The following is a 14,017-nucleotide window of genomic DNA, read 5'->3' on the forward strand; positions in this document are numbered from 1 at the left end:
AGAAGATAAGATGCCTAAAAACGCTGGGTACAACAGCTCCCCAGCGTGAGTTTTTTCTATTCGTTATTGTTTTTATTGACTGCGCTGCCTACCATATCTGCTGGTCGTACCCATTGATCAAATTCTTCCTCAGTTAATCCTAACGTCAGAGCAGAAGCCTTCAACGTCGTTCCTGTTTCATGCGCATTTTTGGCAATTTTGGCCGCTTTGTCATAACCAATGTGTGGGTTCAGCGCCGTTACCAGCATCAAAGAGTCATTAAGTAGTTGAGTAATACGTTTTTTATTGGGTTTAATACCTATTGCACAAAACTGGTCAAAACCACGAATACCATCAGCTAATAACCGGATAGATTGTAAATAGTTATGAATGATCATCGGACGGAACACATTTAATTCAAAATTTCCGGAGGCACCACCGATGCTGATCGCGACGTCGTTACCCATCACTTGAGCACAAAGCATTGTCATTGCTTCACATTGTGTCGGATTAACTTTGCCTGGCATGATGGAGCTACCTGGTTCATTTTCCGGAATGGATATTTCACCAATACCGCAGCGTGGACCCGATGATAACCAACGGACATCATTGGCTATTTTCATTAATGAGGCAGCCAAACCTTTTAACGCACCATGACCATGAACCAACGCATCACAAGTTGCTAATGCTTCAAATTTATTAGGAGCAGTAACAAAAGGTTGTTTCGTGTACTTTGCAATTTCTTGTGCAACCTGTCCTGCATAGTCAGGATGTGTATTTAATCCAGTACCAACTGCAGTGCCTCCCAAAGCCAGCTCGCACAAATGTGGGATTGTCGCTTCAATGTGTGTTTTGCTGTGTGCTAACATTGCCGCCCAACCAGATATCTCTTGCCCCAATGTCAGTGGTGTCGCATCCTGTAGATGAGTGCGCCCAATTTTAACAATGTCTTTGAAAGAGAGCTCTTTGTCTACCAGTGTCTGGTGTAATTTTTCCAACGCTGGCAATAAATCTTTATGCATGCCCATCACCGCTGCAATATGCATCGCCGTAGGGAATACGTCGTTAGAACTTTGACTTTTGTTCACATCATCGTTCGGATGAACTGGACTACCTTGACCACGTTGACCCTTCAAAATTTCGCTCGCACGATTCCCCAACACTTCATTCATATTCATATTGGTTTGTGTGCCGGATCCCGTTTGCCAGACAGAAAGTGGGAATTCGTCTGGATGCTTACCCTCAAGTACCTCGTCAGCAGCCTTAATAATGGCCTGCGCTTTTTTTTCGTCCAAAAGTTTTAAATTCATATTAACTTCCGCTGCAGCACGCTTGGTCACAGCTAACGCATAAATCAGTGCCTCAGGCATTTTTTCCTGCGAAATATCAAAATGCTTTAGTGAACGCTCAGTTTGCGCTCCCCATAAACGGTCATTAGCTACTTCAATGGGTCCCATTGAGTCTTTTTCTATGCGAGTAGCGGTCATTACTTTCTCCTCTAACAAATTAAATAGATTTCTTGCAAAACCGTCGTTCAAAACACCTGCATTATCCAGCATGATGATGTACAGAATCGGTACCATGTCATATTAAAACAATTTATTTTGCGATTAATATAATAACTTGCGAGAATCTCTTGCAAAAGTTACAAAGGAGCAAAAAATTATAATGGAACAAAATTATGCAAAAAATGATCAACAGTGTGCAAAATTATTCCTGGGGCAGTACTGATGCTTTAACTCACTTGTATGGTATTGCCAATCCACAGAAAAAGCCCATGGCGGAACTGTGGATGGGTGCACATGCAAAGAATAGCTCTTACGTCATCGGTGCTAATGGGCAACCTTGTTCATTGCTCGAGCTAATCGCAAAGGATGTACAAGGCTGTCTGGGTAATGCCGCTGATTACGGTGAATTGCCTTTTTTGTTTAAGGTATTGTGTGCTGCACAACCATTATCGATTCAAGTTCATCCTAGTAAAAGAGCCGCTGAAATCGGGTTCGCTAAGGAAAATGCCGCAGATATTCCGCTCGATGCGCCAAATCGCAATTACAAGGATGCTAATCATAAACCCGAACTGGTCTATGCACTAACACCCTTTCATGCGATGAATGGCTTTCGTACTATGGAAGATATGAACACCCTACTGCAACCGGTGTCGACAGCTCACCCTGATGTTGCTGTATTTTTGCAGAATCAAAACACAGCGAATCTAGCCAAATTATTCGCCAGTTTACTCGATATGACAGGTCAGACAAAAAACCGAGCATTGACGGTGTTAAAATCAGCGTTAAATCATCAACAAGGTGAACCTTGGGACACAGTTCGCAATATTGCTCAATTCTATCCAGAAGACAGCGGTTTATTCTCGCCATTACTACTCAACGTCGTTATGCTACAGCCTGGTGAAGCGATGTTTTTATCTGCTCAAACACCACACGCATACCTCAATGGAGTAGCATTAGAGGTAATGGCTAATTCAGATAACGTATTACGCGCCGGTCTAACCGAAAAATTTATCGATATCCCTGAGTTAATGGCAAACCTGAAATTTATTGCCAAGCCGGTCAAAGATTTGCTAACAACACCATTACACCAGGAAAATGAGTTAATCTTTCCTATCCCTGTGCGAGATTTTTCGTTTTCTATTCATGATCTCAGCGTTACGTCGCAGGTAATAACACAAAAAAGCGCCGCCATTATATTTTGTATCGAGGGCGAGGCCATTCTCGAAAAATTAAGCACACGAGAAAAATCTGCTCAAAAACTACATTTACAACCAGGTGAGTCTTGCTTTATCGTCGCTGATGAGTCTCCCATCAATGTCTACGGCTACGGACGGATTGCCAGAGTTTTTAATCGCTCATAATCGGCTCTAAGAACCTGTTCCAAATCTTCTTGAGCGACGCTCAGACGAAGAAGAAACTCACGAAAAAACGCAGTTTACAGAGAGTCACTGAGCATTTTGAGCGCGTTTTTGACGAATTACTTGACCAAAACACGGCGAGAAAAAAAGATTTCGAACAGGTTCTAATAATAAATTTTGCTAATTTTTTGTTAATATATCCCCGTTGTATACACAATATTATCCTTGCGGAGGTATTTCATGCTCCATACAGGTGTTAAAATTAAAAAAGGATAAAAATAGAATGATGAAAAAATCGCTAGTAGCTATTGGTATTATGGCCATAGTTGGCTCTGCATGGACAGCTGCTTCCTGGTATACCGGTAAATTAATCGAGCAACATATAGAACAAGTAGTGGCTGAATCAAACTTGTTGTTAAAAAAAAATATACCGGAAGCCGGTATTAAATTATCTTATCAGGATTATCAACGCGGTCTATTTAGCAGCAAGTTTCGCTATGTTTTTCAACTAGATACAAATTCTTCCAATGCGAACAACGCCGATGAAAAATGGTTAGGAAAAGATGACAAAATTATTTTTATCGAAACGATAGATCATGGCCCTTTCCCATTGGCTCAGTTAAAACAGTTTAATTTTATCCCGAGTATGGCGCTGGTTCACTCCGAATTAGAAAATAGCCCCGTAATAAAAGAATTATTCGAGATAACTAAAGGTCAGTCCCCCTTAAATGCCGTTTCGCGTTTTTCTTATCGAGGGGATATTTCATCAACGCTCAACATCATACCTATCGAATCACAACAAAACACCGCTACTCTGCGCTTCTCCGGAGCGACTATCAATGCTGATGTTTCTCAAGATTTACGCAATCTGGTGCTAAACGCTAAGAGTGACAGTTTGGTTTTCACCAGTAAAGATCAGCATAACCAATTGGAACAATATAGCCTGCAAGGATTAGCGTTGAAAATTACCCATCATCCTGGCAAATTTGATATTGGCATGGGCGATCAACAATTCACCATTAAACAGATAGCATTCGATACTGACGGCAAGAATATCACTACCCTGGACGGTTTTTCCCTTAATACATCCCTCGGTGAATCAGATAAAAATCTCAATGGTAAACTTAGCTATTCGTTGGATGCGTTAAAAATCAAAGGACATGATTTTGGCTCCGGTCAATTGGTGCTTAGCTTAGATCGTTTAGACGGTGAAGCAACGAAGAAATTTGTCGAGGCCTACAATCAAGAAGCATTACAGGCGTTACAACAAGGTGAAGATTTTGAAGCACAGCAGCTATCCGAAATACTTTTTGCTCAGTTACCTACACTCTTAAAAGGCAACCCCATTTTAAATATTTCGCCTTTGAGTTGGAAGAACAGTAAAGGTGAAAGTACATTAAATATCAATGTAGAATTAATGGATACTGATCTCGCTACAGCAAATACGCCGTCTTCGACAGCGTTTTTAGCACACAGTATAAAAAAGGTAGATGCTACATTAACCATCCCGCTGGCGATGGCAACTGATTTGACCATGCAAACCGCCTTATTGGAAGGCTATAGCCCGGAAGAATCACAAAAACTCGCCGAACAGCAAGTGCAAGGTTTGGCTGCTATGGGAAAAATGTTTAAATTAACCACAAATACCGATGATGCTATCAGTAGTCGCTTTCACTATGCTGATAATAAAATCGATCTAAACGATAGAAAATTATCCCTACAAGAGTTTATGGCGTTATTTGGCTTATCCAGCGAACCAGAAGAAAATGAAGAAGCAGTCGATTATCCTCCTGAGCCAACAGAATCGACTCCAGCAACACCTCAAACACCATAAAACCGGGTTTTTATTTATACCAGGCAGTACTAACCAGTATAAAAAATAATACTGACTGGTATAAAAAATGTTGGGATAAAATGTTAACATTGTGTTAAATTCAGCGCGCGTAATAAATATGTAACGAATACGCATCAAAAAATCGAAGGCGTTAACTTATCTCTTGTTAGAATAAGGATTATTTTCAATGAACAAAAATATATTTATTGGGGTTTTCTGTGCGTTAGCCACAACAGGCGTTTTCGCGGGTAAAACTGAAAGTATTCAGTGCCCAATGAAAAATGAAATCGTTGCAACACAAACGGAAACCGAACGCGGCATCACCAGTATGGTTTATTGCGCGCCTTCAGCCACGGACTGTCAATGGAAAGGATTTGATGCCAGAACAGACAAAAAGCATTCTGTAGCTAAGTCGTTGCAAAAAAACGGACGCACCCCAACCCTACACAATAAAATTTATTATTGTGAATATCAGCTCGATGATGAAGGTAAGAGTGAAATCCGCATGAAGTTTGAAAAAACCAATCCTTAAAATAAGTCATTGGGGCTGGACAGCGATATATTTTATATACAGGTGCATATGCAGCATCTGTATATTTTTATTTAGTCTTCGGCTCCTGTTGTGTTACACAATGGACCCCACCGCCACCACTGGCAACAGCATCAATATTTATCGCAACAATCTCACGTTGAGGATACAGTCGTTTTAACTTATCTACGGCGGCATTATCGGCGTTAACATCACCGAATGCGGGGACAATCACCGCTTTATTGCAAACATAATAATTGATATAACTGGCGAAAAATTGATTACTGGCATATTTATCGCGTAAGGTTGCCGGTGCCTCGAGAACCACTACATCTAGCTGACGCCCTTTGGCATCTGTTGAGTGACGCAGAATATCAAGATGACGCTGAGTTACCAAATGATCGTAAGATTGCGTATTCGGCTCATAACCTGCAACTACAGCACCAGGTCTGACAAATCTGACGTAACCATCAGTATGACCATCAGTAATGTCTTTATTTTTTATCCCCGGCAGCCAGATTATTTTTTCCAGACCCAGTAACTGTTTAAGTTCTTGCTCGCATTGTTCTTTACTGATAGCAGCATTACGGTTGCTATTAATCACACAGCTTTCGGTGATTATTGCGGTTCCATCGCCGTCGACTTCAATCCCTCCACCTTCTAGCACTAACCTCGTCTTAATCGGTTTAACACCTGCTTTTTCAACGATAAATTGAGCCACTTTAGCATCAAGAGCATGTTGTTGCTTATTACCCCATCCATTGAAGTTAAAGTCGATAGCCGCCACCTTATCACCCTGTTGGTTAATGACAAATACCGGGCCGCTATCGCGTATCCATATATCATCTAAAGGACAAATAAGCAGCTCAACATCACCCTCAGCGACTAATCGTTGCGCAATAGCATGATCTTTCGGGTCGACTAACATGGTGACGGTTTCATATCTGGCAATAGCTAACGCAATGGTGGCGATATTTTCTTGTATTTCAGCTAAATACTGCCCACCCCAGGCGTTATTGACACTAAAAGCCATCCAAGTACGTTGGTGAGGCTGTTCCTCACTCGGCATAAACCAGCGCTCTTTATTCATCGTACTATCCTTATTCACTCGCATTTGCCTGCCATTTTCTTATTTTCTGCTTTTACGTTTTCTACTGTAGACACGGGTCGACCGCGTAGCCCGTGTTCGCGCAATTTATTCGCTATCGCCGTATGGGAAACACCAAGCCGTTTAGCCAGTTTTCGCGTACTCGGATAATCACCATACAGACGTGTCAACACCAGGCGTTCAAAACGTTTACTGATTTCGTCAAAAGAGCCTTGCAACATATCATCGGTCAAAACAGTTTCGACTTCAAATTCTGGTAACAGAACGTCCTGTGGTCGCAATTCAAAACCCTGTAACTGTGTCAACGCACGATAAATGACATTTTTCAATTGACGTACGTTACCAGGCCAAGCATAACGACCTAAAAAACCACTCAGTTCAGATGATAATTTAGGTCGATGCATACCTTGCTCAGATGAAAATTTTTCCACAAATAATTCCGTCAACGGCATGATATCTTCTGGCCGTTCGCGCAACGGCGGTAAAGTGATCCTGAGGACATTAAGCCGATAGTAAAGATCCTGGCGGAATTCTCCACATCGGATCAGCGCTAGCAAATTTTTTTGTGTCGCACAAATTACCCTGACATCGACATGTACTTCTTGCTCTTCACCCACTCGACGGAAAGTACCATCATTGAGAAAGCGCAATAATTTTATTTGCATCCGTGGCGACATTTCACCTATTTCATCTAGTAGAACCGAGCCTCCATTGGCTTGTTCAAAAAAACCTTTTTTGCCTTCCGCCGCATTCGGATAAGCACCAGCAGCGTAACCAAAAAGTTCACTTTCTACCACGTCATCAGGTAAGGACGCACAATTAAGGCCCAAAAATGGTTTTTTACCCCGTGGGCTCCCTAGATGACAGGCGCGCGCCAGCAGGTCTTTACCCGTACCTGTCTCACCAATCAATAGCAACGGCGCATTCAACACCGCCAATTTACGAGCCTGTTCGAGTGTTTGACGCAGTTTGCTACTAACCGCCACTATCTGATTAAATCCATCACAATTATTGATCTTACCTACATCAATCGCCCTATCAATATCCTTAGCTTCTGCCATTAAATCATCAAGGTAGTTACTATCTATTTTTAAATGCATTCGGATTGACCTTATATTAGCGAGCGCAAGAGATCTCGAATCGGTTCTTATCGCTAATTGGTTGCCTTCTGTTGACCAATACTAACACTTTCAGCCTACGCTACCACAAGCTTCTGCTTTTTTGCCAAACACCTTCAAAATCATCATGAATGACACACTCAGTGCTCACATACTCAAACAGATAAATTTTAAAAAATGTCTAATGAATTGGGGGGATAGTTAAATTACGATACAATAAGTTTATCGTTCTTTTATTACTGAAGCATATTTATGCATGCTCTGATTATTTGGGTACTATCGCTAACTTATTTAGCCATCCCCATACTGGTACAATCTGCGCCAGTGACACAATCTGTGCAAAAAGACGTCCACCAGCACGGTTTTGTTTATTGTATTAACGGGATCTTTCATACCTTTAATCCACAAATGTCGAGCGGTGGTCTGGCCGTGGATACCTTAGCAACACAATTGTATGACCGCCTCCTGGCTATCGATCCCTATACCTATCAACTTGTTCCAGAACTGGCAGAAAAATGGCAAATGCTAGATAACGGAACAACTTACCGTTTTCAGCTACGTAAAGAGGTTGCTTTTCAGACCACAGCCTGGTTCACCCCGAGTCGAATGATGAATGCTGATGACGTGATTTTTAGCTTTCAGCGTATATTGAATCGAGAACAACACTATCATCATGTCAATGGCAGCAAGTATCCCTACTTTGATAGTTTGCAATTCGCCAAAACCGTGCGCAGTATTAAAAAATTAGATGACTATCGTGTTGAATTCCACTTAAAAGCACCGGATGCTTCGTTCCTTTCGCACCTTGCAACACATTATGCTCCGATATTATCCGCAGAATATGCAGACAAACTGACGAAAAAAAATAAGCAACAACAAATTGATCAAGAACCCATTGGTACAGGGCCATTTATGCTCAATGAATATCGTTCAGGTCAATATATTCGTTTGTTCCGCCATAATCAGTACTGGCGAGGTTTACCCCGTATGCAGCAAGTCGTTATCGACTTAGGTGTCAGCGGCACAGGGCGCCTCTCCAAATTACTGACCGGGGAATGTGACGTACTCGCCTACCCCGCTGCCAATCAGTTAACAATTTTGCGTAATGATCCACGTTTACGCCTGACACTACGACCAGGGATGAATTTAGCTTACCTGTCGTTTAATACCCTCAAGCCGCCCTTAAATAATGTCAATATTCGCCATGCCATCGCCCTCGCGATTAATCGTCAACGTTTGATGCAGGCCATCTATTACGGAACAGCAGAGGCCGCAACTTCTATCTTACCTCGTGCTTCCTGGGCTTATGATAGTCAAGCACAAATAACACAATACAATCCAAACCAGGCCAGAAAAATCTTGCAACAGCTGGGTATTAAACAGCTTGAACTCAGTTTATGGGTTCCTACTGCTACCCGCTCTTACAATCCTAGTCCATTAAAAACTGCGGAACTTATCCAAGCAGATCTGGCACAAATAGGAATTACAGTAAATATTATTCCGGTTGAAGGCCACTTTCACGAGAGACATCAGAAAATGGAAATGAGCCATGATTTGATACTATCTGGCTGGGCAACAGACAGTAATGATCCCGACAGCTTTTTTCGACCCATATTAAGTTGTGCTGCAATTAATTCTCAAGCAAATTATTCTCATTGGTGTGATCCTCAATTCGACACGCTATTGCAAGATGCCTTACAAACCCAGCAACGTGCCGAACGTATCCATTACTATCAACAGGCACAACATATACTCGAACAACAATTACCCGTGCTACCCCTCGCGTCATCCCTGCGATTACAGGCTTATCGTCACGATATTAAGGGCTTGATCTTGAGCACGTTTGGTAGTGCTTCTTTTGCCGGCGTATTTCGAGACAGTGATGAGAGCAAAAAACCATGATTATCTTTATATTACGCCGATTATTACTGCTGCTAATAACACTGTTTATGCTGTCCTTGGTCAGTTTTAGTGTGACTTTTCTTCCCTTTGATGATGAAGCACTCAACAGCACAGCGCTAATTGACGATTATTTATTCTATTTCAATAAACTATTGCAGTGTGATTTCGGCATTTCCAATATAAATAATCAACCAATCAATGAACAACTACAAGCTGCCCTTCCCGCCACCATGGAATTATGTATTCTGACTTTTTTGCTAGCGTTACTTATTGGTATTCCGCTGGGCATTCTTGCCGGCATGCAACGCGGTAAAATGACAGATTTCATTATTAGTCTTCTGGCATTGATCGGTTTTTCCATCCCAGTGTTCTGGCTAGCTTTATTATTGATGCTACTTTTTTCGGTAAATCTTGGCTGGTTGCCTGTATCAGGTCGCTTTGATTTATTGTATCAAGTCAAACCTGTTACCGGACTCGCATTGGTCGATGCTTGGTTATCTGATTCTCCCTATCGCAAAGAGATAATAACCAGCACCCTGAAACATATGCTTTTGCCAACGGTCACTCTGGCCATCGCCCCCATTACCGAGATAATACGCCTAATGCGTACCAGTACCGATGAAATTATTGGTCAAAACTACATTAAAGCGGCAGCAACCCGTGGTTTATCAAAACTGACGATCATTCATCGTCACTTACTACATAACGCGCTGCCACCGATTATCCCCAAATTGGGGTTACAAGTTTCGGCGATGTTAACCTTAGCAATGCTTACCGAAATCGTATTTAACTGGCCTGGCTTGGGTCGCTGGTTAATCACCGCTATCCGCCAGCAAGATTACACCGCTATCTCAGCAGCGGTTATGGTCATTGGAGCGCTAGTCGTTATGATTAACGTAATATCAGATATTTTGGGGATGATGATGACACCACTAAAACACAGGGAATGGTATGGGATCTGATAATATCTACTGTGAAAAGAAAACGCCGAGTCCGCTCCATTACATCTGGCACAATTTTCATTCTGACATGCTGGCCTTGATTGGTTTCTACGGAGTACTCAGCCTGATATTACTGTGCTTCTTTGGCAATATACTGGCACCTTACACCTTGGAGCAACAATTTTTAGGTTATCAATTGCTACCACCTTCCTGGTCACGATATGGTGATGTGTCTTTCTTTCTCGGTACCGACGATCTAGGACGTGATGTTCTTAGCCGTTTATTAACAGGTACCTCTTCTACTTTCGGTTCAGCACTGTTGGTCACGCTCGCAGCCGTATGTGGTGGCTTATTACTTGGTGTATTAGCAGGTATTACCCACGGCTTGCGATCAGCAATACTCAATCATCTGTTAGATACACTACTATGCATTCCCTCCCTACTGCTTGCTATCATTGTCGTGGCTTTTTCTGGGCCAAGCTTACAACATACCCTATTTGCCGTCTGGTTAGCACTATTACCACGTATGGTACGCACAATCTATAGTGCAGTTAATGATAAAATGGGTAAAGAATATGTCGTTGCAGCCCGCTTAGATGGCGCGTCGACATACTATATTTTGATCTATGCTATTTTTCCCAATATCGTGGCAATACTAGTGACTGAGTTTACCCGTGCTTTATCAATAGCCATCCTTGATATTGCAGCGCTAGGCTTTTTGAATTTAGGTGCCCAGTTACCTTCGTCTGAATGGGGTGCTATGCTGGGAGACTCACTAGAGCTGCTCTATATCGCTCCCTGGACAGTTATCGTACCGGGATCTGCTATTTTCATCAGTGCATTGATGGTTAATTTACTGGGCGATGGTATGCATCGGGCAATAAATAAAGGCGTTAAATAAATGGCGTTACTTGATATCCGCAATCTCACTATCGAGTTTACAACACCCACCGGGGCGATAAAAGCAGTCGACAGGATCAGTATTATGCTGACAGAAGGCGAGGTACGTGGGTTAGTTGGTGAGTCTGGTTCAGGTAAAAGTTTGATTGCTAAAGCGATCTGTGATGTCAACAATGAAAATTGGAAGATCACTGCAGACCGTTTTCATTTTAATAATATTGATCTATTACGCTTATCCGTACACGAACGACGTAAGCTGATCGGGCACAATATCTCGATGATATTTCAGGAACCACAATCCTGCCTGGATCCTTCAGAGAAAATTGGCAAACAGTTAATTCAGTCAATACCTGACTGGACTTACAAAGGCCAATGGTGGCAACGTTTTCATTGGCGTAAGCGGCGAGCCATTGAATTACTCCATCGAGTTGGCATCAAAGACCATGAAGATATTATGAACAGCTATCCCTACCAATTGACAGAGGGGGAATGCCAAAAAGTGATGATTGCTATCGCATTAGCCAATCAACCACGACTACTGATTGCCGATGAACCGACCAATACGATGGAGTCCACCACTCAAGCACAAATTTTCCGCCTACTCACACGCTTAAACAAAAACAATAAGACGACGATTTTACTCATCAGTCACGATCTACAATTTATGAGTCAATGGGCAGACAGAATCAACGTGCTATATTGCGGCCAAACGGTAGAAAGTGCCATGCGCGACGATCTGCTTGCAACTCCACACCATCCTTATACCCAAGCATTAATACGCTCAATGCCTGATTTTGGTCGTTCACTGCCTCATAAAAGCCGCCTTAATACATTACCTGGTGCTATCCCCTCATTAGAGCATTTACCTATCGGCTGTCGTCTAGGGCCCCGTTGCCCCTATGCAAAAAAGAACTGTATTGAAACACCACGGCTACGACAGATAAAAAACCATGCTTTTGCTTGCCATTTTCCACTGAATCTGGAGGATAAATAAATGGTAGAAATGCTATTCGAAGTGCGTAACTTGAGTAAAAAGTTTGGCTATCGTAGCGGATTATTACGGCGTCAGCATGTTATTGAAGCAGTAAAGTCAGTGAATTTCACGTTACGAAAAGGCCACACACTGGCTATCATTGGTGAAAACGGCTCAGGTAAATCAACGCTAGCAAAAATGCTCTCTGGCGTGACTAAACCTAGCACCGGAGAGCTATTAATCGATGGCCACCGCCTTAGTTACGGTGATTATGCGTATCGCAGTCAACATATCCGTATGATATTCCAAGATCCTAGTACTTCACTGAATCCACGCCAACGGATTGGTCAGCTCCTCGATATCCCACTGAAATTAAATACAACACTCGATGCGGCGGCGCGTGAACAACGTATTTATCACACACTACGTCAAGTTGGGCTTTTACCGAACCACGCTGACTATTACCCTCACATGCTGGCATCAGGACAAAAACAACGTATTGCGCTAGCGCGTGCGCTCATTCTGCGGCCTAAAGTGATTGTTGCCGATGAGGCGCTAGCCTCGCTCGATATGTCAATACGTTCACAAATTATCAATCTAATGTTGGAATTACAGGAAAAACACGGTATAGCTTATATTTACGTCACTCACCATCTGGGCATGATGAAACACATCAGTGATCAAGTCATCGTCATGCATAAAGGAGAAGTCGTGGAACGTGGCAGTACAGCGGAAGTATTAGCCGCTCCCCTACATGAGCAGACCAAACGTTTGGTTGCTAGCCATTTTGGCGAAGCACTCACTGCGGACGCTTGGCGCTGTGATGGTGACGGCTTTTAAGAGATTAAAGCCCAGCCCTGCCCGGATAGCAACGCGGAAAATAACGGCAAACCGACAATGGCAGTAAACCTAGCACAAAGCCACGACTCTGATGCCAAAAAGCAGATAACAACAGTAAAGCTGAACCGGCTATCAACGCTGTGATGGCAAAACTCAGGCTAACAAAGCCACTTTTATCCAAGAGTGATGTAAAAGCATAAAGAACATAGCCAAGCGCGGATACCATAAGTGCACGTCGGTCAATCGCCAGTGAAAAAAACGCCATTAACACATAAAATATTAATACCAATAGCGTGTTCAGCAACCTGACATCCCCCTCCCCCAACATGGTAATAAAAAGCGGATGAACTAACATCGGGGCGGCTAACAAGTGAAGCCAGAAAGCCACATCAGCCCGCCGAGTTTGACGCTGAATATCCGAGACATCCCAATACATGGCGAAGGCAAATACCAGCAAACCAGAGCCAAATATCAGCTTCGGCATCATATTTTCCAGTACAGGAAACACCATCAGAAAAACAGATAAAACTCCCCAAACAACAACACCCACGCCGGCCGCCAAAGTAATAGGAATATGAAAACGTCGCCAATGGAGTAACGCGGCTAAAGCCGTCAGTAAAATGGCAATAATCCAGCGAATAACAGCATCTTTAATGCCATAGCCATAAATCGGCACAGAACCGATAGCAACGATAAAAGCGAGTAACAGCACAACAGCAGGTAGTGCCATATGACGCTTACGGACAAAATATTCCGCCAACCCCCATGCCACGCCTGCACACAGTAGACCGCCAAGCCACCGATGATAGGCGCCGCCAAGTACGAATGTCGCACCTAAAAGTAACAGACTGGCAATCACCACAAAAATATCATTAAATCCAGCAAGCAAACGAAAACTTTCCTCATCGACTGCTGATGTCTTACGCATATTATCCACATGATCACGCAGCGCCTGCGCCGCTTGCGGGCTAATCGCCTGTGCAACAACAGCGGATTCAATGTCTTCATTACTGTACATAGGTTATCT

At 42.8% G+C, this 14,017-nt stretch carries 11 protein-coding genes and 1 pseudogene; 8 read left to right on the plus strand and 4 right to left on the minus strand.

The window, feature by feature from the left end:
• Positions 1-56: 56 nt before the first annotated feature.
• The gene (gene fumC / locus AAHH42_RS08190) at positions 57-1,466 is read right to left on the minus strand and encodes a class II fumarate hydratase (protein ID WP_072550783.1); all 1,410 of its coding nucleotides are present in this window, start codon (positions 1,464-1,466) and stop codon (positions 57-59) included.
• A gap of 194 nt (positions 1,467-1,660) precedes the next feature.
• On the opposite strand from fumC, the gene manA reads away from it, so the two are divergent.
• The 3 genes from manA (at position 1,661) to AAHH42_RS08205 (ending at position 5,211) form a co-directional block, all read left to right on the plus strand.
• Positions 1,661-2,848: a mannose-6-phosphate isomerase gene (gene manA / locus AAHH42_RS08195; RefSeq protein WP_072550784.1), complete on the plus strand. Its 1,188-nt coding sequence runs from the start codon at positions 1,661-1,663 to the stop codon at positions 2,846-2,848.
• Between the two features lie 280 nt (positions 2,849-3,128).
• A complete protein-coding gene (locus tag AAHH42_RS08200) occupies positions 3,129-4,679 on the plus strand; it encodes a YdgA family protein (protein ID WP_425286288.1) in 1,551 nt (516 codons plus the stop codon).
• Between the two features lie 187 nt (positions 4,680-4,866).
• Entirely contained in the window at positions 4,867-5,211 is a 345-nt protein-coding gene (locus tag AAHH42_RS08205; protein ID WP_342220887.1) for a hypothetical protein, read from the plus strand.
• A 67-nt stretch (positions 5,212-5,278) separates the two neighbouring features.
• Here the strand turns inward: AAHH42_RS08205 and AAHH42_RS08210 are convergent, their stop codons facing one another.
• Together AAHH42_RS08210 and tyrR are read right to left on the minus strand one after the other, a co-directional pair.
• A complete protein-coding gene (locus AAHH42_RS08210; protein WP_342220888.1) occupies positions 5,279-6,298 on the minus strand; it encodes an agmatine deiminase family protein in 1,020 nt (339 codons plus the stop codon).
• A gap of 14 nt (positions 6,299-6,312) precedes the next feature.
• Positions 6,313-7,314: pseudogene (tyrR, locus tag AAHH42_RS08215) on the minus strand (transcriptional regulator TyrR); the annotation flags it as partial.
• Positions 7,315-7,686: 372 nt separating this feature from the next.
• Here tyrR and sapA point away from each other — a divergent pair.
• Genes sapA through sapF form a run of 5 tightly spaced genes read left to right on the plus strand, consistent with a single transcriptional unit; the run spans position 7,687 to position 12,990 of the window.
• Positions 7,687-9,336: an ABC transporter substrate-binding protein SapA gene (gene sapA / locus AAHH42_RS08220; protein ID WP_072550787.1), complete on the plus strand. Its 1,650-nt coding sequence runs from the start codon at positions 7,687-7,689 to the stop codon at positions 9,334-9,336.
• Positions 9,333-10,298: a putrescine export ABC transporter permease SapB gene (sapB, locus tag AAHH42_RS08225; protein ID WP_072550788.1), complete on the plus strand. Its 966-nt coding sequence runs from the start codon at positions 9,333-9,335 to the stop codon at positions 10,296-10,298. Before sapA ends, sapB begins: the two co-directional genes overlap by 4 nt.
• A complete protein-coding gene (sapC, locus tag AAHH42_RS08230; protein WP_342220889.1) occupies positions 10,288-11,178 on the plus strand; it encodes a putrescine export ABC transporter permease SapC in 891 nt (296 codons plus the stop codon). Before sapB ends, sapC begins: the two co-directional genes overlap by 11 nt.
• Positions 11,179-12,171 (plus strand): putrescine export ABC transporter ATP-binding protein SapD, encoded by a 993-nt coding sequence (gene sapD / locus AAHH42_RS08235; protein ID WP_072550790.1) that lies wholly within the window; start codon positions 11,179-11,181, stop codon positions 12,169-12,171. It begins immediately after the preceding gene.
• Positions 12,172-12,990 (plus strand): putrescine export ABC transporter ATP-binding protein SapF, encoded by an 819-nt coding sequence (gene sapF, locus AAHH42_RS08240; RefSeq protein WP_072550791.1) that lies wholly within the window; start codon positions 12,172-12,174, stop codon positions 12,988-12,990.
• A 4-nt stretch (positions 12,991-12,994) separates the two neighbouring features.
• On the opposite strand, the gene AAHH42_RS08245 is transcribed toward sapF, so the two are convergent.
• Positions 12,995-14,008: a hypothetical protein gene (locus tag AAHH42_RS08245; protein WP_072550792.1), complete on the minus strand. Its 1,014-nt coding sequence runs from the start codon at positions 14,006-14,008 to the stop codon at positions 12,995-12,997.
• Positions 14,009-14,017: the final 9 nt, after the last annotated feature.

This window comes from Candidatus Fukatsuia endosymbiont of Tuberolachnus salignus (genome assembly GCF_964030845.1).
In the GTDB taxonomy this organism is placed as follows: domain Bacteria; phylum Pseudomonadota; class Gammaproteobacteria; order Enterobacterales; family Enterobacteriaceae; genus Fukatsuia; species Fukatsuia symbiotica.

What these genes read in the sequence shown, in the direction of transcription:
- manA (WP_072550784.1), top strand. Translation starts at nt 1,661, where the DNA reads ATGCAAAAAATGATCAACAGTGTGCAAAATTATTCCTGGGGCAGTACT.
- sapD (WP_072550790.1), top strand. Translation starts at nt 11,179, where the DNA reads ATGGCGTTACTTGATATCCGCAATCTCACTATCGAGTTTACAACACCC.
- AAHH42_RS08245 (WP_072550792.1), bottom strand. Translation starts at nt 14,008, where the DNA reads ATGTACAGTAATGAAGACATTGAATCCGCTGTTGTTGCACAGGCGATT.
- AAHH42_RS08200 (WP_425286288.1), top strand. Translation starts at nt 3,129, where the DNA reads ATGATGAAAAAATCGCTAGTAGCTATTGGTATTATGGCCATAGTTGGC.
- AAHH42_RS08210 (WP_342220888.1), bottom strand. Translation starts at nt 6,298, where the DNA reads ATGAATAAAGAGCGCTGGTTTATGCCGAGTGAGGAACAGCCTCACCAA.
- sapF (WP_072550791.1), top strand. Translation starts at nt 12,172, where the DNA reads ATGGTAGAAATGCTATTCGAAGTGCGTAACTTGAGTAAAAAGTTTGGC.
- sapC (WP_342220889.1), top strand. Translation starts at nt 10,288, where the DNA reads ATGGGATCTGATAATATCTACTGTGAAAAGAAAACGCCGAGTCCGCTC.
- AAHH42_RS08205 (WP_342220887.1), top strand. Translation starts at nt 4,867, where the DNA reads ATGAACAAAAATATATTTATTGGGGTTTTCTGTGCGTTAGCCACAACA.
- sapB (WP_072550788.1), top strand. Translation starts at nt 9,333, where the DNA reads ATGATTATCTTTATATTACGCCGATTATTACTGCTGCTAATAACACTG.
- sapA (WP_072550787.1), top strand. Translation starts at nt 7,687, where the DNA reads ATGCATGCTCTGATTATTTGGGTACTATCGCTAACTTATTTAGCCATC.
- fumC (WP_072550783.1), bottom strand. Translation starts at nt 1,466, where the DNA reads ATGACCGCTACTCGCATAGAAAAAGACTCAATGGGACCCATTGAAGTA.